The 22,297-nt window shown below is 73.2% G+C and carries 17 protein-coding genes; 4 read left to right on the top strand and 13 right to left on the bottom strand.

The window, feature by feature from the left end; genetic code table 11:
• Positions 1 to 125: 125 nt before the first annotated feature.
• The 13 genes from ACH4J0_RS05330 to rsmH all read right to left on the bottom strand — a co-directional run bounded on the left by ACH4J0_RS05330 (position 126) and on the right by rsmH (position 16,024).
• A complete protein-coding gene (locus ACH4J0_RS05330; RefSeq protein WP_396236381.1) occupies positions 126 to 938 on the bottom strand; it encodes a YggS family pyridoxal phosphate-dependent enzyme in 813 nt (270 codons plus the stop codon).
• A complete protein-coding gene (gene pgeF, locus ACH4J0_RS05325; RefSeq protein ID WP_396236379.1) occupies positions 938 to 1,669 on the bottom strand; it encodes a peptidoglycan editing factor PgeF in 732 nt (243 codons plus the stop codon). The genes ACH4J0_RS05330 and pgeF overlap by 1 nt, the downstream gene beginning before the upstream one ends.
• Complete coding sequence (gene ftsZ / locus ACH4J0_RS05320) at positions 1,666 to 2,901, bottom strand: cell division protein FtsZ (protein ID WP_396236377.1); 1,236 nt, start codon at positions 2,899 to 2,901, stop codon at positions 1,666 to 1,668. Before ftsZ ends, pgeF begins: the two co-directional genes overlap by 4 nt.
• 363 nt (positions 2,902 to 3,264) lie before the next feature.
• Positions 3,265 to 4,041, bottom strand: coding sequence for a cell division protein FtsQ/DivIB (locus ACH4J0_RS05315; RefSeq protein WP_396236375.1), 777 nt, complete (start codon positions 4,039 to 4,041; stop codon positions 3,265 to 3,267).
• A complete protein-coding gene (gene murG / locus ACH4J0_RS05310) occupies positions 4,034 to 5,140 on the bottom strand; it encodes an undecaprenyldiphospho-muramoylpentapeptide beta-N-acetylglucosaminyltransferase (RefSeq protein ID WP_396236373.1) in 1,107 nt (368 codons plus the stop codon). Before murG ends, ACH4J0_RS05315 begins: the two co-directional genes overlap by 8 nt.
• A gap of 6 nt (positions 5,141 to 5,146) precedes the next feature.
• Positions 5,147 to 6,487 carry a putative lipid II flippase FtsW gene (gene ftsW / locus ACH4J0_RS05305; protein ID WP_396236371.1) on the bottom strand — a complete coding sequence of 447 codons (1,341 nt, stop codon included), beginning with the start codon at positions 6,485 to 6,487 and terminating at the stop codon, positions 5,147 to 5,149.
• Between the two features lie 94 nt (positions 6,488 to 6,581).
• Entirely contained in the window at positions 6,582 to 8,021 is a 1,440-nt protein-coding gene (murD, locus tag ACH4J0_RS05300; protein WP_396236369.1) for a UDP-N-acetylmuramoyl-L-alanine--D-glutamate ligase, read from the bottom strand.
• Positions 8,018 to 9,079 carry a phospho-N-acetylmuramoyl-pentapeptide-transferase gene (mraY, locus tag ACH4J0_RS05295; RefSeq protein WP_030282883.1) on the bottom strand — a complete coding sequence of 354 codons (1,062 nt, stop codon included), beginning with the start codon at positions 9,077 to 9,079 and terminating at the stop codon, positions 8,018 to 8,020. Before mraY ends, murD begins: the two co-directional genes overlap by 4 nt.
• Positions 9,079 to 10,482, bottom strand: a complete 1,404-nt coding sequence (gene murF / locus ACH4J0_RS05290) for a UDP-N-acetylmuramoyl-tripeptide--D-alanyl-D-alanine ligase (RefSeq protein WP_396236367.1) — start codon at positions 10,480 to 10,482, stop codon at positions 9,079 to 9,081. The genes mraY and murF overlap by 1 nt, the downstream gene beginning before the upstream one ends.
• Positions 10,479 to 12,131, bottom strand: a complete 1,653-nt coding sequence (locus ACH4J0_RS05285) for a UDP-N-acetylmuramoyl-L-alanyl-D-glutamate--2,6-diaminopimelate ligase (protein ID WP_396236365.1) — start codon at positions 12,129 to 12,131, stop codon at positions 10,479 to 10,481. Before ACH4J0_RS05285 ends, murF begins: the two co-directional genes overlap by 4 nt.
• A gap of 6 nt (positions 12,132 to 12,137) precedes the next feature.
• Positions 12,138 to 14,378 (bottom strand): penicillin-binding transpeptidase domain-containing protein, encoded by a 2,241-nt coding sequence (locus tag ACH4J0_RS05280; protein WP_396236363.1) that lies wholly within the window; start codon positions 14,376 to 14,378, stop codon positions 12,138 to 12,140.
• Positions 14,375 to 14,917: a cell division protein FtsL gene (locus tag ACH4J0_RS05275; RefSeq protein WP_396236361.1), complete on the bottom strand. Its 543-nt coding sequence runs from the start codon at positions 14,915 to 14,917 to the stop codon at positions 14,375 to 14,377. Before ACH4J0_RS05275 ends, ACH4J0_RS05280 begins: the two co-directional genes overlap by 4 nt.
• Positions 14,918 to 15,049: 132 nt before the next feature.
• On the bottom strand, positions 15,050 to 16,024 hold the full coding sequence (rsmH, locus tag ACH4J0_RS05270) for a 16S rRNA (cytosine(1402)-N(4))-methyltransferase RsmH (protein ID WP_396236359.1): 975 nt from the start codon (positions 16,022 to 16,024) through the stop codon (positions 15,050 to 15,052).
• Between the two features lie 538 nt (positions 16,025 to 16,562).
• On the opposite strand from rsmH, the gene ACH4J0_RS05265 reads away from it, so the two are divergent.
• The 4 genes from ACH4J0_RS05265 to ACH4J0_RS05250 all read left to right on the top strand — a co-directional run bounded on the left by ACH4J0_RS05265 (position 16,563) and on the right by ACH4J0_RS05250 (position 22,170).
• A complete protein-coding gene (locus ACH4J0_RS05265; RefSeq protein WP_396236357.1) occupies positions 16,563 to 17,105 on the top strand; it encodes a beta-class carbonic anhydrase in 543 nt (180 codons plus the stop codon).
• A gap of 361 nt (positions 17,106 to 17,466) precedes the next feature.
• Positions 17,467 to 18,411: an AAA family ATPase gene (locus ACH4J0_RS05260; protein ID WP_396236528.1), complete on the top strand. Its 945-nt coding sequence runs from the start codon at positions 17,467 to 17,469 to the stop codon at positions 18,409 to 18,411.
• Between the two features lies 1 nt (position 18,412).
• Positions 18,413 to 19,735, top strand: coding sequence for a DUF58 domain-containing protein (locus ACH4J0_RS05255; protein ID WP_396236355.1), 1,323 nt, complete (start codon positions 18,413 to 18,415; stop codon positions 19,733 to 19,735).
• Positions 19,732 to 22,170, top strand: coding sequence for a transglutaminaseTgpA domain-containing protein (locus tag ACH4J0_RS05250; protein ID WP_396236353.1), 2,439 nt, complete (start codon positions 19,732 to 19,734; stop codon positions 22,168 to 22,170). Before ACH4J0_RS05255 ends, ACH4J0_RS05250 begins: the two co-directional genes overlap by 4 nt.
• The last annotated feature ends 127 nt before the right edge of the window (positions 22,171 to 22,297 follow it).

The following is a 22,297-nucleotide window of genomic DNA, read 5'->3' as shown; positions in this document are numbered from 1 at the left end:
CGACGCACCGTCAGGGTTCGTGGGTCGGGGCCGCGGAGCTGCGATCCACGGTTGGCTAGCGCTTCTGAAAGCTGCTAGCTTCTGTCCTATTTTGTCCTGCAGTCTGATCTACTTACCCGGTGACGTTACCTGAGGGGTGACCTCACTCCGAGTACCGCCGTTCCGACGCGCACATGTGTCGCTCCGGCCGCAATCGCCTGCTCAAGGTCGCCGCTCATCCCTGCGGAGACCATGGTGGCAGCCGGATGGGCCGCCCGTACGGCGGTTGCGATTTCCGCCAGCCGGTCGAAGGCGCGGGCCGGGTCGCCGGCCAGCGGACCGGCCAGTGGAGCGACGGTCATCACACCGTCCAGGCGAAGTCCGGGCGTGTCGGCGATCGCGTCGGCGAGCTCCGCGACGTCCTCCGGGGCGACCCCGGCCCGGTGCCCGCCCTCGCCGCCCGCGGCGGAGCCGCTGATCGACGCTTCCTTGTCCAGCGCCACCTGCACCAGGCAACCCAACTCCGGCCGCCCGGACTTGAGCACGGCCGCCGAGAGCGACTCGACCAGCCGCAGCCGGTCCACCGAGTGCACGTGGTTCGCGTACCGGACGACCGAGCGAACCTTGTTGGTCTGCAGCTGTCCGACGAAGTGCCAGTCAAGAGGAAGGTTTCTGCACTGCTCCGCCTTGGGCGCGGCGTCCTGGTCCCGGTTCTCCGCGACGTCCGTCACACCCAGTCCGGCCAGCAGTGCGGTGTCCTCGGCCGGGTAGGTCTTGGTGACCACGATCAGGGTGACGTCCTCGCGCGGACGTCCGGCGGCCGCACAGGCGTCCGCGATCCGGCGCTCGACCACCTCGAGGTTGGTGCCGAGTTCCTCGTACCGGGCCCGCTGCCCCTCCGTCAGGGCGGACGCGAACTCGGTGCTCCCCGGGAACGGTCCGTAGATGTCGTTCGTCATCAGTGATCAGAGCCCAACCAGACGTAACTCGCGAGCCGGCCCGTGCGCTGCTCGCGACGATAGGAGAAGTGATCGGCGGATTCGAGGGTGCAGACCGGTGACCGCACCAGCTCGGTGACCCCCGCCGCGGCCAGTTGGGCCGCGACTCCCTCCGGCACGTCCAACGCCGGGGTCCCCCAGGAGGTCTCGGCGAAGGCCGCCGGGACGACTTCGGCGACCTCGGCGCGCAGCCGGGCCGGCACCTCGTAGCAGCGGCCGCAGACCGCGGGGCCGGTGGCGGCGGTGATCCGCGCCGGCTCGGCCCCCAGTTCGACCATCGCCTTGACGACCGCGGTCACCACTCCGGCCGCCAGCCCGGGCCGGCCCGCGTGGGCCGCGCCCACCACGCCCGCCACCGGGTCGGCCAGCAGCACCGGGGTGCAGTCCGCGGTCAGCACCGCGAGCGCGAGCGGCCGGTCGGTGACCACCGCGTCCACCGTCGGAGCCTCCCCGAGCGGCTGGCGCTCCGTCACCACGGCCACCTCGGCGCCGTGCACCTGGTTCATCCAGACCACGTCGGCCGGGTTCAGCCCCAGCTCCCGGGCCGCGATCGCCCGGTTCTCGCGCACGGCCTCCGGGTCGTCCCCGACCGCGCCGCCGAGGTTGAGCTCCCCGTACGGCGAAGTGCTCACCCCGCCCCACCGATCGGTGAAGGCGAAGTGAGCACCCGCGCGGACCGCGTGATCGATCACTTAAGGAAGTCCGGGACGTCGAGCTCCTCGGCCGGGCTCTCCACGAACGGCTGGCGGCTCGACTGCTGCACCTGCGGCGGCACCGGAGCGGTGGTGGCCGTGCCGGCCTGGGTCTCGGCCGGACGCGACGGGGCGGCCGGGGCGTCACCCTCGGAGCGGGACGCCACCGAGCCGAGGCTCCCGTACGACGGCCGGCCGGCCGGGCGCTCCGGGGCGGCCGGCGGGGTGGCCGGGGCGGAGGGGGTGGTGGACTTCACCACCGGGTCGCGGACGATCGCCGGCGGCTGGCCGCCGTCGAAGCCGGCCGCGATGACGGTGACCCGCACCTCGTCGCCGAGCGCGTCGTCGATGACCGCACCGAAGATGATGTTGGCCTCGGGGTGGGCGGCCTCGCTGACCAGCTGGGCCGACTCGTTGATCTCGAACAGACCGAGGTCCGAGCCGCCCGAGATGGAGAGCAGCACGCCGCGGGCGCCGTCGATCGAGGCCTCCAGCAGCGGCGAGGAGATCGCCATCACGGCGGCCGCCTTGGCACGGTCCTCGCCGCGGGCCGAGCCGATGCCCATGAGCGCCGAACCGGCGTCCGACATGACGGACTTGACGTCGGCGAAGTCAAGGTTGATCAGACCCGGGGTGGTGATCAGGTCGGTGATGCCCTGGACACCGGAGAGCAGGACCTGGTCCGCGGAGCGGAACGCGTCGAGCACGCTGACCTGGCGGTCCGAGATGGACAGCAGCCGGTCGTTGGGGATCACGATGAGGGTGTCGACCTCTTCGCGCAGGGCGGCGATGCCGTCCTCGGCCTGGTTGGCCCGACGACGGCCCTCGAAGGTGAAGGGGCGGGTGACCACGCCGATGGTCAGGGCGCCCAGCGAGCGGGCGATGTTGGCGACGACGGGCGCGCCGCCCGTGCCCGTGCCACCGCCCTCGCCGGCGGTCACGAAGACCATGTCGGCCCCCTTGAGGACCTCCTCGATCTCCTCGCGGTGGTCCTCTGCGGCCTTGCGGCCGACCTCGGGGTTGGCGCCGGCGCCGAGGCCCCGGGTGAGTTCACGGCCCACATCGAGCTTGACGTCGGCGTCGCTCATGAGGAGGGCCTGCGCATCGGTGTTGATCGCGATGAACTCGACGCCCTTGAGACCGACCTCGATCATCCGGTTGATGGCGTTGACACCACCGCCGCCGATTCCGACGACCTTGATGACTGCGAGGTAGTTCTGCGGTGCTGCCACGTCGAAGGCCTCTCGCCTCGAATTTCCGGGTCGGTGCGGCCCGACGGTGGGCCGTACCGACGGATGTCGATGGGTAGGGAGCCTGGTTTCTGACTGAATGTCCGAAATGCCGACCGCCGACCCCAACCCTAAACTTGACCTTTAGGGTTAGTCCTGTGCCTCCGTCACATCACCAACGGACACAGTCTGGTGACACAGGACACTAGGTGGCTCCGGGCACGCGTTTCAACGAACACGCCGAGCTTCCCTTTTTCTTTTGAGCCTATGTGATCATCAGCCGGCAATGGAAACCGGGGTGACCACCAAGGGTCGGGCCGACACTTCGAGGCGTCAACCCCTCCCTCGGGCACAGAATCTAGCGGATCAGCCCGACACCGCCGGCGCCTCCGGCGCCGTCACGTCGAACACGGTGCCCTTCTGCTTCATCAGCGCCAGCAGCACCCGGGCCTTCCGGTCGGTCTGTTCCGGACTCCCCCAGCGCACCGTCGCACCCCCGCTGAGCTGCAGTTCGATGTCGTCGTAGGAGTGCACGAGGACCGATCCGGCGCGCTTGGCGATCTCCGGCGGGAGCCCGGCGGCCACCGCCACCGCGCCCTGCACCAGCTGCGTCCGGGAGATCACCCCGTCCACGTCCTTCGCGGGCTGACTGAGCCGCAGTTCCACCACCGGCACGCCCTGCGGCGCGGCCGCCTCGGTGGCGAAGCTCACGCCGGCGGCATCCACCTGGGTGAACTGGCCGTCATCCCCCTTGACGGCGGCCACCGCGGTCCGCTGCACCACCTTGACCTGAAGGGTGTGCGGCCAGCCCCGCCAGACCTCGGCCTTCGCCACCCGGGGGATCGCCTCCACCCGGTGCCGGACGCCGTCCAGGTCGACCCGGGCCAGCGGACTGTCGGCCAGCCCGCCGACCGCGCCGCGGACCTGGTCCGACGTCAGCTTGTCGTCCGTCGCCCCCTGGACGGCGACGTCGCGCACGTCCAGCACCGACGAGAAGAACACCACCCACGCCAGCACGCCGAGCACCACGGCGCCGAGCACGCTCAGCACCACGATGCCCCGCCGGGAGAGCCGGAGGCGGGGAGTGGACTCCTCCTCCTCCAGCTCCTCCTCCAACGGGTCGGCGAGCCGACCGTCAGCCACGGCGGCGGCCGGCCCGGTGCGCCTGGATCGCTTCGTACACCATTCCGACCAGCAGGTCGTCGGCGTCCCGGCGGCCGAACTCGGCGGCGGCCCGGCTCATGTCCCACAGCCGCTGCGGGTCGGTGAGCACCGGCAGCACGTTCTGCAGCACCCAGTCCGGGGTCAGCTCGGCGTCGTCCACCAGCAGACCGCCGCCGGCCTTGACCATCGGCTGGGCGTTCAGCCGCTGCTCGCCGTTGCCGATCGGCAGCGGCACGAAGGCGGCGGGCAGGCCGACGGCCGCCAGCTCGGCCACCGTCATGGCGCCGGCCCGGCAGAGCATCAGGTCGGCCGCCGCGTAGGCGAGGTCCATCCGGTCGACGTACGGCACCGCGCGGTACGGCGGCATCCCGGGGACGTCCGCGACCTGCGGCAGCTCGTTCTTCGGGCCGACCGCGTGCAGGATCTGCACGCCGTACTGCTGGAGCCGCGGGGCGATCGCGGTGACGGTCTCGTTGAGCCGGCGCGCGCCCTGGGAGCCGCCGGAGACCAGCAGGGTGGGCAGCCGCTGGTCGAGGCCGAAGTACTGGCGGGCCTCCGGCCGGGTGGCGTTGCGGTCCAGGGTGGCGATGGTCCGGCGCAGCGGGATGCCGATGTACCGGGAGTCGCGCAGCTTGCTGTCCGGGGTGGAGACCGCGACGAAGTCGGTGTAGCGGGCGCCGATCTTGTTGGCCAGGCCGGGGCGGGCGTTGGCCTCGTGCACCACGATCGGCACCCCGGCCCGCTTCGCGGCCAGGTACGCGGGCATCGCGACGTAGCCGCCGAAGCCGACCACGGCGTCGGCGTTGACCCGCTCGATGATCTCCTGGGCGGCCCGCACGGTGCCGCGCAGCCGACCGGGGACGGTGATCAGCTCGGGGGTGGGCTTGCGGGGCAGGGGGACGGCCGGGATGAGCTCCAGCTGGTAACCGCGCTCGGGTACCAGCCGGGTCTCCAGCCCCTTCTCGGTGCCCAGGGCGGTGATCCCGATGGACGGGTCGTGCCTGCGGAGGGCGTCCGCGAGGGCCATGGCCGGCTCGATGTGACCGGCGGTCCCCCCGCCGGCGAGTACGACATGCACCGAAATTCACCGCTCCCTGCGTGCCGGCCCGGGGGCCGGGCGCGCTGTGGTTCGTCGTCGTGGCAGCACCCGGGCCAGTCGCTTCCTGATCCGGGAGTTCTTGCTCCGGGCGGCCAGGGCCGCCTTCGCGCCCGAGGAACTGCGTGCCAGGCACAGCAGCACCCCGATCGCGGACATGGCCGACAGCATGGCGGAACCGCCGTAGGAGAACAGCGGGAGCGGGACGCCCGCGATGGGCAGCAGTCCCAGCGCCGACCCCAGGTTGATCATGGCCTGCGCCATGATCCAGGTGGTGGCGGCTCCCGCGGCGTACCTGACGAAGGGATCCTTCGTACCGATGGCCACACGGATACCCGCGTAGCCTAGTGCCGCAAAGAGACCGATCACCGACAGCGTCCCCACCAGGCCCAGTTCCTCGCCGGTCGCGGCGAAGATGAAGTCGGTGTGCGCCTCGGGCAGCTGGCCCCACTTCTCCACGCCGGCGCCCAGGCCGGTGCCGAAGCCGCCGCCGAGCGCGAACGAGTACACGCCGTGCAGGGCCTGGAAGCAGGCGCCCTCCGGGTCGAGCTTGGTGACGCCTATGCAGCCGAGCCGCTCGGCCCGGTGCGGGACGGTGATCACCAGGGCGGTGCAGACCACGACCGCCACCCCGAGGGTGGCCACGAACAGCCGCAGCGGTGCGCCGACCATCCACAGCAGCGCGAAGACCATGGCCACCAGGATCATCGAGGTGCCCATGTCGCCGCCGATCATGATCAGCGCGAGCAGCAGCAGGGCGCCCGGGACCAGCGGCACCAGCAGGTGCTTCCAGGAGGTGAGGGTGCCGGCCTTCTGCTTGCGGGCGAGCAGGTCGGCGCCCCAGAGCACCAGCGCCAGCTTGGCGAACTCGGAGGGCTGGAACTGGAAGAACCCGAAGTCCAGCCAGTTCTGGTTGCCGTTGATCCGCACCCCGACGCCCGGCACCGCGACCAGCGCGAGCGCGCCGATCACCCCGAACATCACCGGGTAGACGATCACCCGCAGCACCGCCACCGGGACGGAGGCGAAGCCGACCAGCAGGACCAGGCCGAGGATGGCCGCGATCAGCTGCTTGAGGAAGTAGTACTGCGCGGTGTGGTGCTGGTTCAGCGCCAGGATCTGCGAGGCCGAGAAGACCATCATCAGGCCGAGCACGACCAGCAGCAGGGTGGTTCCGACCACCAGCAGGTACGGCGTGAGCGGGCGGTCCAGCCAGTACCGGACGCGGGCCCGGAAGGCCCGCAACCGTCCCAGTGGACCGGCCGACTTGTACTTGGTCGTGGTGGCGGAGATCACTCGCCACGGCTCGGCGGCGCCCTGCTTCGTCACGCCGGAATCCGCCCTGCCCTGCCCCGCCACCGCTCCCCGTTCCCTCTCCTTGCGGCTCGTTCGCCTCCGGGCCGCACCGCGCCGGGGCCCGGGCTCACTCGCCGGAGCCCGCCAGCTCCCGGACGGCCGCCGCGAACAGGTCGCCGCGCTCGCCGTAGTTGGTGAACATGTCCATCGACGCACAGGCCGGAGCCAGCAACACCGTGTCACCCGATCGGGCGAGCGACGCGGCCGTTCGAACGACCTCGGCCATCGCCACCGCGCCAGTCTGGCCCTCGGCCGCCTCGATCACCGGCACATCCGGAGCGTGTCGCTCCAGCGCCTCGCGGATCAGCGCCCGGTCCTGCCCGATCAGCACGACCGCGCGCAGCCGCTCGGCCGCGCCCTGCACCAGGTCGTCGAAGGTCGCGCCCTTGGCCAGTCCCCCGGCGATCCAGACGATCGGCCGGTAGGCCGCCAGCGAGGCCGCGGCGGCGTGGGTGTTGGTGGCCTTGGAGTCGTCGATGTACGTGACCCCGCGGACCGTACCGACCTCGGCGATCCGGTGGGCGTCCGGGCGGAAGGCCCTCAGGCCCTCCCGGACGGCCTTCGGCTCGACCCCGTACGCCCGGGCCAGCGCCGCCGCGGCGAGCGCGTTGGCGATGTTGTGCGGGGCCGGTGGGTTGACGTCCTCGACGGAGCCCAGCTCGGCCGCGTTCTTGGCCCGGTCCTCGACGAAGGCGCGGTCCACCAGCAGGCCGTCCACCACGCCGAAGTTCGACGGGCCCGGCGCGCCGAGGCCGAAGCCGATCGCCCGGCAGCCCTCCTCGACGTCGGCCTCCCGGACCAGCGCCTCGGTGGCCGGGTCGGCCAGGTTGTACACGCAGGCCACCACGTTGCCCTCGTAGATCCGGCCCTTGTCGGCGGCGTACGCCTCCATCGAGCCGTGCCAGTCGAGGTGGTCCGGGGCCAGGTTGAGCACGGCCGCCGAGTACGGGCGCAGCGAGGGCGCCCAGTGCAGCTGGTAGCTGGAGAGCTCGACGGCGAGCACGTCGTACGGCTCCTCGGCGAGCACCGCGTCCAGCACCGAGACCCCGACGTTGCCGACGGCGGCGGTGCGCTTGCCGGCCGCGGTGAGGATCGAGGCGAGCATCTGGACGGTGGTGGTCTTGCCGTTGGTGCCGGTGACGGCCAGCCAGGGGGCGGGCTCGCCGGTGCCCGGCAGCGGCTCGCGCAGCCGCCAGGCCAGCTCGACGTCGCCCCAGACCGGCACCCCGGCCGCCGCGGCGGCGGCGAACAGCGGGCTGTCGGGGGCCCAGCCGGGCGAGGTGACGATCAGTCCGGTGCCCTCGGGCAGGCTCGCGCCGTCGCCCAGGCGCACCGCGACGCCGAGCGCTTCCAGCTCGGCGGCGCGGGCCCTGAGGCCCTCGCCGCTGCCGCCGTCCACCACGGTGACGCGGGCGCCGAGGCCCTTCAGGACGCGCGCGGCGCTGATGCCCGAGACGCCGAGTCCGGCGACCACCACGGGCAGGTTCGTGAAGTCGGTGTTCGTCATCCGGTCCGGTATCCCGCGTAGAAGAGGCCGAGGCCGACGGCCACGCACAGGCCCTGGATGATCCAGAAGCGGACCACGACCAGGACTTCGCTCCAGCCCTTGAGTTCGAAGTGGTGCTGCAGTGGTGCCATCTTGAAGACGCGCTTGCCGGTCATCCGGAAGGAGCCAACCTGGATGATCACCGAGAGGGTGATGATCATGAAGAGGCCGCCGAGCATGATCAGCAGCAGCTCGGTGCGCGAGCAGATCGCGAGGCCGGCCAGGGCGCCGCCGAGGGCGAGCGAGCCGGTGTCACCCATGAAGATCTTGGCGGGCGAGGTGTTCCACCACAGGAAGCCGAAGCAGGAGCCCATCAGGGCCGAGGCGACCACCGCGAGGTCCAGTGGGTCCCGGACGTCGTAGCAGGCTCCGGTGGCGGAGATGAAGTAGGCGCAGCTCTGGGTGTACTCCCAGACGCCGATGAAGGTGTAGGCGCCGAAGGCCATCACCGAGGCGCCGGTGGCGAGGCCGTCCAGACCGTCCGTCAGGTTCACGCCGTTGGAGGTCGCCGCGATCATGAAGTACGCGAAGATGACGAACAGCACCGGGCCGATCGACCAGCTGAAGTCGCGGACGAAGGACAGCTTCTCGGAGGCGGGGCTGAGCCCGCGGTCGTCGTGGAACTGCAGCGCCAGGACGGCGAACACCAGGCCGACGATCGACTGGCCGGCCAGCTTCGCCTTGGCCCGCAGGCCGAGCGAGCGGCGCTTGACGACCTTGATGTAGTCGTCCAGGAAGCCCACCAGGCCGAGGCCCGCGGTCAGGAACAGCACCAGCAGCCCGGAGGCGGTCGGGGTGTCGCCCGTTATCGCCTTCGTGGCGAAGTAGGCGATCAGGGTCGCCAGGATGAAGGCGATGCCGCCCATGGTGGGCGTGCCCTTCTTGCTGTGGTGCGCCTTGGGGCCGTCGTCACGGATGTACTGGCCGTAGCCCTGCCGGGCGAGCAGCTTGATCAGGGCGGGCGTGCCGACCAGCGAGAGGATCAGGCCGATCATCCCGGAGAAGAGGATCTGCTTCATCATCGGGCAGCACCGTCCGCCAGGAGGGCCTCGGCCACCTTCTCCAGCCCCACCGAACGGGACGCCTTCACCAGGACCACATCCCCCGGCCGAAGCTGACTGCGCAGCAGCTCGACCGCCGCGTCCGCGTCGGACACCAGCACCGACTCCTCACCCCACGAACCTTCGTTCCTCGCGCCGAGTTCCATGCAGGCCGCCTCGCGTCCGCCGACCGCCACCAGCTTGGTGACGTCCAGCCGGACGGCGAGCCGCCCGATGGCGTCGTGCTCGGCCAGGCTGTCCTCGCCGAGCTCCCGCATCTCGCCGAGCACCGCCCAGGTGCGGCGGCGCTCCGGACCGCGGCCGCCGATCGAGACCAGCGCCCGCAGCGCGGCCCGCATCGAGTCGGGGTTCGCGTTGTAGGCGTCGTTGACGACGGTGACACCATCGGCCCGGTCGACGACCTCCATGCGCCAGCGGGACAGCGCACCCGCCTCGCCCAGGGCTGCCGCGGTGTCGTCGACGGTCATCCCGAGCTCCGTCGCCACCGCGGCGGCGGCGAGGGCGTTCGAGACGTGGTGCTCACCGTACAGGCGCAGCTGCACGGGCGCGGAACCGGCCGGGGTGGTGAGCGTGAACGATGGCCGTCCGGTGACGTCCAGGCGAACGTCGGTCGCCCGGACGTGGGCGTCCGGGGACTCCCCGAACAGCACCACCTTCGCCTTGGTGCGGGAGGCCATCGCACGCACCAGCCGGTCGTCGGCGTTGAGGATCGCGGCGCCGTCGGCGGGCAGTGCCTCGACCAGCTCGCCCTTGGCCTCGGCGATCGCCTCCTGGGAGCCGAACTCGCCGAGGTGGGCGGTGCCGACGTTGAGCACCAGGCCGATCCGCGGCGGAGTGATCGAGGTGAGGTACTCGATGTCGCCCTTGTGCCGGGCGCCCATCTCCATCACCAGGTGCCGGGTGCCCTCCTCGACCCGCAGCGCGGTCATCGGGTGGCCGATCTCGTTGTTCAGCGAGCCGGGCGGGAAGACGGTCTCGCCGTGACGCTGGAGCAGCTGGGCGATCAGGTCCTTGGTGCTGGTCTTGCCGGCCGAGCCGGTCAGCGCGACCACGGCGGTGCCCTCGGCGCGGGCGACCACGGTCCGGGCCAGCCTGCCGAGCGCCTCCACCACACTGTCGACCAGGATGGCGGGCACGCCGACCGGGCGGGAGGCCAGCACCGCGACGGCGCCGGCCTCGACCGCGGTGACGGCGTAGTCGTGGCCGTCCGCGTGCTCGCCGACGAAGGCCGCGAACAGGCCGCCGGGGCTCACCTTCCGCGAGTCGACCTCGACCGGGCCGGTGACCAGGGTGTCCGGGTCGGCGCCGTCCAGGGTGCCTGCGACGGCGTCGGCCACCTCGGCGAGGGTCAGTGCGATCACTGCTGCTCTACTCCTCGGTCGCCCCGGGCGGCCGTGGCCCGCGCGATGGACTCGCGCAGCACCTCCCGGTCGTCGAAGGGGCGGATCTCGTCTCGTACGTACTGGCCGAGCTCGTGGCCCTTGCCGGCCACCAACACGGTGTCCCCCGCCCGGGCGCGGGCGACCGCGAGCTCGATCGCCCCGGCCCGGTCGGGCACGACCAGGACGTCCCCGCGCTCGGCCTCGGGCACCGCGGCGGCGCCGGTCAGCATGCTGGCGAGGATCGCCAGCGGGTCCTCGCTGCGCGGGTTGTCGCTGGTCAGCAGGGCGGTGTCGGCCAGCCGGGCGGCGATGGCGCCCATCGGGCCGCGCTTGTGGGGGTCGCGGTCGCCGCCGCAGCCGACGACGACGTGCAGCCGGCCCTTGGTGACCTCGCGCAGCGAGCCGAGGACGGCCTGGAGGGCGTCCGGCTTGTGCGCGTAGTCCACCACGGCGACGAACGGCTGTCCGGCGTCCACCCGCTCCAGCCGGCCCGGCACGCCGGCCACGGCGGCGACGCCGGCCACGGCCCGCTCCAGCGGCAGCCCGGCGGCGACCAGCACGGTGATCGCGGCCAGCGCGTTGGCGACGTTGAACGGGCCGGGCAGCGGGACGGAGGCGTCCGCCCCGGCGCCGTCCGGGCCGACCACCCGGAAGGTGGAGCCGGTCGGGCCGAGCTGGACGTCCAGGGCCCGCCAGTGCGCCCCGGCGTCGCCGGTCGCGGAGAAGGTGGTCACCGGGATCTTGGCCTCGGCGGCGAGCCGGCGGCCGTACTCGTCGTCCAGGTTGACCACGCCGTGGCGGGACTTGCCGGGTGCGAAGAGCCGGGCCTTCGCCTGGAAGTAGTCCTCCATGTCCGGGTGGAAGTCGAGGTGCTCGGGGGTGAGGTTGTTGAACAGCGCGACGTCGTACGCCACGCCGTCGGTGCGGCCGAAGACCAGGGCGTGGCTGGAGACCTCCATGGTCACCGCGTCCGCGCCGCGCTCGGCCATCACGCCGAGGATCGCGTGCAGGTCGGTGGCCTCGGGGGTGGTGCGCTCGCTCTTGATCCGCTCCTGGCCGACCCGCATCTCGACGGTGCCGATCACGCCCGGGCTGCGCCCGGCGCCGCGCAGACCGCCCTCGACCAGGTACGAGGTGGTGGTCTTGCCGTTGGTACCGGTCAGCCCGATCATCAGCAGCCGCTCGGACGGGTGGCCGTAGACGATCGCGGCCAGCTCGCCCATCCGGGCCCGCGGCCGGTCGACGACCAGCAGCGGCAGGCCGGTGGGGGCGGCCAGCTCGGCGCCCGCCGGGTCGGTCAGCACGGCCACCGCGCCGGCCTGAGCGGCCTTGCCTGCGAAGGCCGCGCCGTGGTGGTTGGCGCCCGGGAAGGCCACGTACACGTCGCCGGGGCGCACCGCCCGGGAGTCGTGGGTGACGCCGGTGACGGCGCCGCCCTCGACGGGCGGCAGGCCCAGCCGGGCGGCCAGCTCGGCGAGCGGCAGGGCGGCGGTCCCGGCCGGGCGGGGCGGACTCACGGTGGTTTGATCGGGTTTCGGCACGGCGGGAAGGCTATCCGCCGAAGGGTGCCCAGGGCCAAACCGGGCCTTCGCCGCGTCGCCGTCCAGACCGGCCCGCTGGTTGCTCATCCTCGCTCACGGCTTCCACTCGACGGGCAGGTTCGGCGCCTGGCTTCCGCTCGGCGGCACCTGCATGGTCTTCAGGGTGAACTCCATCACCTGCTTGAACACCGGGCCGCACAGCGAGCCGCCGAAGTGGCCGTTGACCGGGCCCTGGAGGGTACAGGAGACGGTGTACCGGGGGGCGTCGGCCGGGGCGAAGCCGATGAAGGAGGCGGTGTAGCCGTCGTAGCCCTTGCCGTCGGCGGCCCCCCGGTTGGCGGTGCCGGTCTTGCCTGCGACCCGGTAGCCGGGGATGGCGGCCTTGCCGCCGGTGCCCTGCTCGTCGTCGACGACGGACTCCAGCATGGAGGTGAGGGTCTTGGCGGTCTGCTCGCTGACCACGCGGGTCTGCTCGCCCGGCGGGGTCGGGACGTACTTGCCGTCCGGCCCGGTGACGCCCTGGACGATGCTGGGCGCGACCCGCACCCCGCCGTTGGCGATGGTCGAGTACACCGAGGTGGCCTGCAGCGCGTTCATCTGCAGCGGGCCCTGGCCGAAGGCGATGTTGTACTTCTCCGAGGCGACCAGGTCCTCCGGCTTCTTGAGCACCCCGGGGGTCTCCCCGGGGAAGTTCAGGCCGGTCGGCCGGGCCACGCCGAACTTGCGCAGGTAGCCGTCCAGGATCTGGTTGGCCTTCGACTGGTCGCCGTCCCCGAGGGTCTCGACGGCCTCGATGGTGCCGATGTTGGAGGACTTGGCGAGCACCCCGGCCAGGGTCAGGTACCAGTCGCCGTGCTCGACGTCGTCCTTGAACTGCTGCCCGGCCCGGACCAGCCGGTTGGGCACCGTGACCCTGGTGTCCCAGTTGGCCTTGCCCGAGTCGAGGACGGCGGCCAGGCTCATCAGCTTGGCGGTGCTGCCCGGCTCGTAGGCGTCCACCAGGGCCGGGTTGCCCATCTGGGACTGCTTGGTGAGGCTCAGGTCGTTGGGGTTGAAGCCGGGCGCGCTGGCCATCGCGATGACCTGGCCGGTCTTCACGTCCTGGACGACGACGTAGCCCTTCTCCGCCCCGGAGTTGGCCACCTGGTCGGTGATCGCCCGCTGGGCGGCCCACTGGACGTCCCGGTTGATGGTCAGCTTGATGTCGCTGCCGGGCACGGCCGGGTCCATCGAGCCCCCCGCGGTGGGCACCAGCCGGCCGCCCGCCTGGGCGTAGCTGCTGTGGCCGTCCTTGCCGGCCAGCTGCTTCTGGTACTGCAGCTCCAGCCCGCCGGCGCCCTCGCCCTCGCCGTTGACGAAGCCGACCAGGTTGGCGGCCAGCCCGTCGGCCGGGTAGATCCGCTTCTGGGTCTCCCGGTTGAACACCCCGGCCAGCGGGTTGGCGCACTCGTTGTCCACCCGGGTGCGCCCGCCCTGGTCGGCGGGCTTGCCGAGCAGCTTCCTCTGTGCCTGGCAGGCGCGCGAGCCGGCCTGCTTCTCCAGGCCCGCCTTCAGGTCGCTGATCTGGTTCTTGGCGGCCGGGGTCTGCTGGGCGGCGAGGCGCTTGTAGCGGGTCTTCGGGGTGTGGAGGTCGGCGGCGATCCTCTCCTTGGGCACGCCGAGGATCGGCGACAGCAGGGCGGCCGCCTGCTCCGGCGCGTCCGGGATGCCGGTCGCCCCGGGGGTGAACATCGCCGGGTCGGCGGTGATGTCGTACGCGTCCACGGTGGCGGCCAGCGCGACGCCGTCGGAGGACGTTATCGAGCCGCGCTCCGCGGTGATCGGGATGTTCTGGTAGCGGTTGGTGTTGGCGTCGGCGGCCAGCGCGTTGGCGTCCACCAGCTGGAGCTGCACCAGGCGCCCGGCGAAGACCGAGAACACCAGCGACAGCGCCACGGTGATCACCCGCAGCCGCCGCTTCGGCTCGGCCAGCTTCAGTGCCTTGGGGCGCTGCGGCAGCCGGGACTTCGGGCGCGGCCGCACCGCCGCCTGGCTGCGGGCCGGCGGACGGCCCTCCGGGCGGCGCTGTTGCGGCGCGCGCGGGGTACGGCCCGCGGCCGCGGTCTTGGCGGGCTGCGCCTTGGCCGACTGGCCCCGCACGGGCTGGGCCTTCGCGGGCTGACTCTTCGGAGGCTGGGCGTCGGCGGCCTGACCGCGGGCGGCGCCCTGGCCCTTGGCCGGCTGCCCCTTCGCGGGCTGGCTGCGCCCGGCGACGGGTCGGGCCGCACCGCTGCGCGGCGGCTGCCGGCGGCCGGAGCCCGACCCGGAACCGGACGGCTGACGAGGCGTCGTCATCGGGTACCACCCCCGTGCTGGGCCGGCGCGGGCGACACCGGGTTGAGCTGGATCACCGAGTCACCGGCCGAGGCCGCCGGGGTCGGCGGCGCGGGCGCCTGCTGCGTTGTCGGCTGGGCGCTCGGTGAGCCGCTCGGCTGGGCCGGGGTCGGCGACGGGGTCGGCACCGGGTTCTGGGCCCCCGGCACGGGCTTCGTCGGCCACGGATCGACCGTCGACTTCTTCACCGGCGGGCTGTCCTGGGCCGGACCGGGCGTGCCGATCACCTTGCCGCCGTTCGGCACGTCCAGGAAGGCCATCCCGCCGGCCGGGACCATGCCCAGCTCGCCGGCCCGCTTGGCCAGCGCGTCCGGGGCCGAGCTCTGGTCGATGTCGAGCTGGAGGCTCTGCTGCTCGTCGGTCGCCTTGGTGGTCTGCTTCTGCAGCCGGGACAGCTCGAAGGAGCCCTCGTTGAGCGCCGTGTTCAGCGCCAGCAGGCCGAGCAGACCGCCCGCCAACAGCACCACCACGAGCACCGCGAACGGGGTGCGCCCCCGCACGGGGCGCCGCCCCGGCCGGACCGTGATCCGCGCCCTGCCCTGTCCGGGGAGTCCTCCCCGCCCCGCCCGGACCTCACCGGCCACCGGCCCCACCGCTCTCCTCCGCCCTTCGGACCCCGCCGGAGCCGTCCCTCAGCCCCGCTTGCCTCGGTCCCTGATCCTCTCCGCCACCCGCAGCCGCACGGGCGCGGCGCGCCGGTTCTCCTCGATCTCCTCCTCGGTGGCCAGTTCGGAACCGCGGGTGATCAGCCGGAGCCAGGGCTGGTGCTCCTCCGGGACGAACGGGAGCCCCGGCGGGGCGGTGCTGGTCGCCCCGGCGGCGAAGTACTGCTTCACCAGCCGGTCCTCCAGCGACTGGTACGACATCACCACCATCCGGCCGCCGAGCGCGAGGACGTCCAGCGCCCCCGGGATCGCCCGGTCCAGGATCTCCAGCTCGCCGTTGACCTCGATCCGCAGCGCCTGGAAGGTCCGCTTGGCCGGGTTCCCGCCGGTCCGGCGGGTCGCCGCCGGAATGGCGTTGCGCACCAAATCGACCAGACGCGCGCTGTTGGTGAACGGTTCCTTCTCCCGTTCCCGCACGATGACCGAGGCGATCTTCCCGGCGAACCGCTCCTCGCCGTACACCTTGAGGATCCGGGCCAGGTCGCCGTGGCTGTAGGTGTTCAGCACCTCCGCCGCGCTGATCCCCCGGGTCTGGTCCATCCGCATGTCCAGCGGCGCGTCCTGGGCGTAGGCGAAGCCGCGGTCGGCCTCGTCCAGCTGCATCGAGGAGACGCCGAGGTCGAACAGCACGCCGTCCACCCGGTCGATGCCGAGGCGCTCCAGCACCTCGGGGATCTCGTCGTACACCGCGTGCACCAGGGTGGCCCGGTCCCCGAAGGGGGCCAGCCGCTCGCCGGACAGCTTCAGCGCCTGCGGGTCGCGGTCCACCGCGACCAGCCGGACCTCCGGGAACTGGGTCAGCAGCGCCTCGCTGTGCCCGCCGAGGCCGAGGGTGGCGTCCACCACCACGGCGCCGGGGCGCGAGATCGCCGGGGCCAACGCGTCCATGCACCGCTGCAGCATCACCGGAACGTGCTTGGGACCCGGTTCGTTGGTGGTCATGCGTGGTGGCGCCCTTCCTCGGTGCGGAGCAGCCCGTCGTCCGGGAGCTCCGACCATTCTCGCCCACCGCCCGCCGGCACGACGACGCGGCCCGTGGTCCCCGCCCGCTCGGGGGGAAGGTCGTGACCGCCCGGCGCCGGGGAAGGTGCGCCAGGTGAACACGGAGCGGGTGGAGGCCACAGGCCGCGTCGGCCGGCCACACCGGTCGGACGACGCCCGGTTGACGGGCTCCGGCGGATGTGCTCCAACGCGCCGCAACTCTATCGCGCGGGCCCTTCCAGTCAATGGTCAGCTCCGGCGCACCACCCGGGCGGCGGTACGGATCACCGCAGGTCGCAGCCGTGGGGACGGTCCGGCGGGACCGTCGGCCGGGGGCCTCCGGCGACCGCCGCGCGCCCCGTCGAGCGACCGGGTACGAACCCGCTCCGGGACCAGCCCGGGCAAACCGTCCCGTTGTCGCCATGCGCTCGATCACAGCCGCGCGTTCTGTAGCTCTTCGCCCCACCGTGCGGCCCCGGTTCGCACTAACGTCGCCACCATGACAGTGACTCCCGACCGGCCCACGCCGAACGCCGCCGCCGACTCCCCGAGTCCCACCATCATCGACCGCTTCGTCACGGCCAACCGCGAGTACGCGGTGACCTTCCGCGACGGCGGCATGGACGCCCGTCCCGTCCAGCGGATCGCCGTGGTGGCCTGCATGGACGCCCGCCTCGACCTGTTCGCGGCGCTCGGCCTCGAACTGGGCGACGCCCACGTCATCCGCAACGCCGGCGGCGTCGTCACCGACGACACCATCCGCTCCCTGACGATCAGCCAGCGCGCCCTGGGCACCCGCTCGATCGCGCTGATCCACCACACCGGCTGCGGCCTGCTCGGGCTCACCGAGGACTTCCGTCGCGAACTGGAGCTGGAGGTCGGCCAGCGACCGCAGTGGGCGGTCGAGGCCTTCGTCGACCTGGACGGCGACGTGCGCCAGTCCATGCAGCGGGTCCGCACCTCCCCCTTCCTGCTGCACACCGACGACGTCCGCGGCTTCGTCTTCGACGTCCACACCGGGCTGCTGCGCGAGATCCGGTAGCCCGGGGCCGCCGCGCCCCGGCCCCGCCCCGAGCCCCGGCCCCCTGCATTCGGCGAGGGCCGAATGGTGACTTCTGGCCGCCGCACGGGGGAGAATGCGCCTGCCGGTCAGACCCCGAACCACCTGGGGCGGCCGGGCCGCAGGCCGCCTACCCGGCGCCGGATCCCCTTCGGAACCGCCCTCGGGACGGTCGCGTCAAGCATGGGGTGGGGTCCGGCCTCGGGTGGGGCGGGCGCAGCGTGCCAGGGAGCGTAAACGGGTGACGAGCTACAGCGATCAGGCCGGTCTCGGCAGTCCTGCGGGGGGCGAACAGAGGGCGAACGGGTACCAGCAGGTCGGGCTCCCCGAGCTCGCCGCGGTCGTGGACCGGGTCCGCACCAACATCGAGAGCGTGATCGAGGGCAAGCCGGAGGCGGTCCGGATCGCCCTGACCGTGCTGCTCGCCGAGGGCCACCTGCTGCTGGAGGACGTGCCCGGCGTCGGCAAGACCATGCTGGCCAAGGCGCTCGCCAGGTCCGTGGACTGCACCGTGCGCCGCATCCAGTTCACCCCCGACCTGCTGCCCTCGGACGTCACCGGCACCAACATCTACGACCAGCACCGGCACGACTTCGAGTTCCGTCCGGGCGCGATCTTCGCCCAGATCGTGGTCGGCGACGAGATCAACCGCGCCTCGCCCAAGACCCAGTCCGCGCTGCTGGAGTCCATGGAGGAGCGCCAGGTCACCATCGACGGCACCAGCTACGAGCTGCCCTCGCCGTTCATGGTGGTGGCCACCCAGAACCCGGTCGAGATGGAGGGCACCTACCCTCTCCCGGAGGCCCAGCGGGACCGCTTCATGGCCCGGATCTCGATCGGCTACCCCAGCCCGGAGGCCGAGTTCGCGATGCTCGACGTGCACGGCGGCGCCAACCCGCTGGACGACCTCCAGCCGGTCGCTCACGCCGCCGACATCCTCAAGCTGGTCGACCTGGTCCGTACCGTGCACATCGCCGACCCGGTCCGCCGCTACGCCGTCGACCTGGTCGCCGCCACCCGCACCAGCCCCGAGCTGCGGCTGGGCGCCTCGCCGCGCGCCACCCTGCACCTGGTCCGGGCCGCCCGCGCCGCCGCCGCGCTGGACGGGCGCGACTACGTCACCCCGGACGACATCCAGCGCCTGGCCGTCCCGGTCCTCGCCCACCGCCTGATGCCGACCGCCGAGACCCAGCTCGGCCGCCGCAGCTCCGAGCAGATCGTGAGCGACCTGGTCGCCCGGCTGCCGCTGCCGCGTCCGCAGGGCGGCCCGGCCGTCCGGAGGGGCTGAGGTGGCCTCATCCGATCAGACCGGCGGACTGCGGGCCGGACTGCGCGGCCTCACCACCCGGGGCCGCTCCTTCCTCGCGGCCGGTCTGACCGCGATGGTCTGCGCCTACGTGCTCGACCAGGACGCGCTGCTGCGGGTCGGCGTGCTGCTCGCCGCGCTGCCGCTGGCCGCCGCCCTGGTGGTCGCCAACACCCGCTACCGGGTGGCCAGCGGACGCCGGCTCAGCCCGCACCGGGCGATCGCCGGCCAGGAGGCCCGGGTCCACCTGCGGGTGGACAACGTCTCCCGGGTGCCCACCGGGCTGCTGCTCCTGGAGGACCAGGTCCCGTACGTGCTCGGGCCGCGCCCGCGCTTCGTGCTGGACCGGGTCGAGCCGCGCGGCTTTCGCGAGGTCTCCTATCGGGTCCGCTCCGACCTGCGCGGCCGCTACCCGCTCGGACCGCTCCAGCTGCGGCTGTCCGACCCGTTCGGGATGTGCGAGGTCAACCGCGGCTTCGCCGCCTCCGACGTGCTCACCGTCGTCCCGCAGGTCCAGACGCTGCCGCAGGTACGGCTGACCGGCGAGTGGATCGGCCAGGGCGAGAGCCACGCCCGCACCCTGGCGCTGGCCGGGGACGACGACGTGATCCTGCGCGAGTACCGCCCCGGCGACGACCTGCGCCGGGTGCACTGGCGCTCCACCGCGCGGTACGGCGAGCTGATGGTGCGCCGCGAGGAACAGCCGCAGAAGGCCCGCGCCACCGTCCTGCTGGACACCCGCGCGGTGGGCCACCGGGGCAGCGGCCCCGCCTCCTCCTTCGAGTGGGCGGTCAGCTGCGCCGCCTCGGTCGCCGTGCACCTGCTGGAGCGCGGCTACCAGACCCAGCTGCTCACCGACACCGGCCAGTGGGTGCCCGGGCCCGGCGCCGGCGGCCACAACCTCGCCGCCGACACGTCCGGGCTGATCCTGGACGCCCTCGCGATCGCCGAGCTGTCCGACGGCGCCGGGCTCTCCCGCGCCGAGGAGCCGCTGCGGGCCGGCGGTGAGGGCCTGCTGGTCGCCGTCCTCGGCGACCTGGACCAGACGCAGGCCGCCCGGCTGGCACGGCTGCGCAGCCGCACCGGCGGGGCCATCGCCCTCCTCCTCGACACCGGCACCTGGGCCGGCCTGCGGATGATCGCCCCCGACACCGGCGGCGAACCGTTCCACCAGCGGGTCCGCGAACTGCGCGACGCCGGCTGGACGGTCCTGCCGGTCCGGGCCGGCGACTCCCTGCCGGACCTGTGGCGGGCCGCCGACGGCGCCAAGACCACCGCCCCCTACCGAGAAGAGGCCGGCGCGTGACCACCCGGGCCAAACTGACCGTCTACTCGGCGCTGGCCACCGTCCTCGCCTCGCTGTGCATGCTGCCGCTGCTGACCACCCGCAGCTGGCTCACCCACGCCGTCCTGGTGGTCGGAGTGGTCTCGGCGGTCGGCGCGGGCATGCGGCGCTCCCCGCTGTACCGCTGGTCGGTGCCGGTGGCCCAGGTACTGGTGCTGCTCCTGCTGATGCTGATCGGGTTCGCCGGCTCCGGGATGACCGCGGGCGTGCTGCCCGGGGCGAACGCGCTGCGCGTGCTGAGCCGGGTGTTCTCCTCCGGCGTCGACGACATCGCGCAGTACGCCCTCCCGGCGCCGCCGACGGCCGGCCTGCGGCTGATCCTGGTCTCCGCGGTCGGCCTGATCGCCGTGCTGGTGGACACCATCGCGGTGACTTACCGGCGCGCGGCGCTGGCCGGGCTGCCACTGCTGGCGCTGTACTCGATCGGCAACGGCGTCGCCGGGCAGCGCGGCAGCTGGGTCTGGTTCTGCTTCGCCGCGGCCGGCTACCTGGTGCTGCTGTTCGCCGAGGGCCAGGACCGGGTCTCCCACTGGGGGCGGGTCTTCCGCGGCGGCGCGCGCGGCACGGTGACCTCCAACCACGTCAGCCCGGGCGGCCAGCAGGTCGGCGTCCTGGCGCTGGCACTGGCGATGCTGCTGCCGGTCTTCCTGCCGCGCTGGGACCTCGGGCTGCTGGACTCCGGCTCCGGCGGGTCGTCCGGCAGCGGCACCGGGGGCAGCGTGGCGACCAGCCTCGACCCGCTGGTCAGCCTGGAGTCCGCGATCACCAAGCCGAGCAACAACGAACTGCTCAGCTACACCCTGGACAGCGACCTCGCCGACCAGATCTACCTGCGCACCGGCTCGCTGGACCAGTTCGACGGCACCAACTGGAAGCTCAGCAGCCCCGTGGTCCGCGACCTCCCGGTCACCCTGCCCGCGCCCGAGGGCCTGCACGACCCCAACGTCCCCCGGATCAAGGGCGACTTCCAGGTGAGCGACCAGCTGGACAAGAGCTGGCTGCCGATGCCGTACCCGGCCGCCTCGGTCACGCTCCCCAACCGCAACGACTGGAAGCTCGACCCGATGACCGGCACCGTCGTGCCGGTCGGCGACAAGGCGATCCGCGGGCTGCACTACCAGGTCAGCGCGCTGGACCTGCGGCCCACCGCCGACGAGCTGCGCACCGCGCCGCTCGCCCCCCAGGACGTCCGGGAGCACTACACGGCCCTCCCCTCCGACCTGCCGTCGGTGGTCGCGGACCAGGCCAGGGCCGTCACCGCCAACGCCCGCAACGACTACGACCGGGCGACGGCGCTGGTGAACTGGTTCACCGGCCCGCAGTTCAAGTACGACACCTCGGTCGAGGGCGGCACCGGCAGCAACGCGATCGCGGTCTTCCTTCGCGACCGCCGGGGCTTCTGCGTGCACTTCGCCTCCACCATGGCGGCGATGGCCCGGGTGCTGAAGATCCCGGCCCGGGTCGCGGTCGGCTTCACCCCCGGTGACAGCAAGGACGGCAAGGTCTACTCGGTCACCGGCCGGATGTACCACGCCTGGCCCGAGCTGTACTTCTCCGGCTACGGCTGGATGCGCTTCGAGCCGACCCCGAGCCGGGGCGTCCCGGCCCGCTACACCGAGGCGTCCAGCGTCCCGACCACGGCGCCCACCCAGCAGCCGACCCTCGCGGCGACCAGCGCGGCCGCCGCCCCGGCGCCGTCCAGCAGCTCGGACTGCACCGCCAAGCAGCGTCAGCTGGGCGACTGCGCCCCCAAGGGCAAGGCCGTCAGCCAGTCCGCCGAGGAGTCCTGGCTGCTGTCCGGGCAGGTGCTCGGCACCCTGGCCGTGGTGCTGGCACTGATCGCCCTGCTACTCGTACCGATGTTCTGGCGCACCGCCGTGCGCCGTCGCCGGCTCGGCGGCGGCGGGCGGCGCCGGCCCGGCGGGGACGGCCCGACCCGACTCACCGACGCCCAGGTACTGGCCGCCTGGGACGAGCTGGTCGACTCCGCCTGGGACCTCGGAATTCCCCCGGACGAGTCACGCACCCCGCGCTCGGCCGCCCGCCGGATCACCGAGACGGCGCACCTGGACGCGGAGGCGGCGGCCGCCGCCGGGCGGCTGGCGCTGGCCACCGAGCGGGTGCTCTACGCCCCGGCCGGGCAGGTCACCACGGCGCCGCTGGCCGCCGACGTCCGCACCGCCCGGCGCGCCCTCCAGGCCGACGCCGGCCGGCGCGGCCGGATCCGGGCGCTGCTGCTGCCGCCGTCCTCGGCCCAGCTGTGGTGGCGGATCTCCGACGCGGTGCGGGCGGCCCGGACGGCCGTCGCCGCCGCAGCCGGCCGGGCCGCGGCGGCGATCACCGGCCCGGTGCGGCGGGTGTTCACCCGGCGCGAGCGGAGCGGTCCCGGGGCCTGACACAACGCAGGAGCCGGGGGGGGGGGGGGGGGGGCGGGCGCCCCCCCCCCCCCCCGCCCCCCCCCCCCCCCCGGGGGGGGGCGGGGGGGGGGGGGGGGGGGGCCGCCGGGCCCCCCCCCCCCCCGCG

It is taken from the genome of Kitasatospora sp. NPDC017646 (assembly GCF_044329365.1).
GTDB lineage: Bacteria > Actinomycetota > Actinomycetes > Streptomycetales > Streptomycetaceae > Kitasatospora.
This window is presented reverse-complemented; position numbering and strand designations above follow the sequence as displayed.

What these genes read in the sequence shown, in the direction of transcription:
- ACH4J0_RS05330 (WP_396236381.1), bottom strand. Translation starts at nt 938, where the DNA reads ATGACGAACGACATCTACGGACCGTTCCCGGGGAGCACCGAGTTCGCG.
- murD (WP_396236369.1), bottom strand. Translation starts at nt 8,021, where the DNA reads ATGACGAACACCGACTTCACGAACCTGCCCGTGGTGGTCGCCGGACTC.
- mraY (WP_030282883.1), bottom strand. Translation starts at nt 9,079, where the DNA reads ATGAAGCAGATCCTCTTCTCCGGGATGATCGGCCTGATCCTCTCGCTG.
- ACH4J0_RS05285 (WP_396236365.1), bottom strand. Translation starts at nt 12,131, where the DNA reads ATGAGCAACCAGCGGGCCGGTCTGGACGGCGACGCGGCGAAGGCCCGG.
- ACH4J0_RS05280 (WP_396236363.1), bottom strand. Translation starts at nt 14,378, where the DNA reads ATGACGACGCCTCGTCAGCCGTCCGGTTCCGGGTCGGGCTCCGGCCGC.
- rsmH (WP_396236359.1), bottom strand. Translation starts at nt 16,024, where the DNA reads ATGACCACCAACGAACCGGGTCCCAAGCACGTTCCGGTGATGCTGCAG.
- ACH4J0_RS05265 (WP_396236357.1), top strand. Translation starts at nt 16,563, where the DNA reads ATGACAGTGACTCCCGACCGGCCCACGCCGAACGCCGCCGCCGACTCC.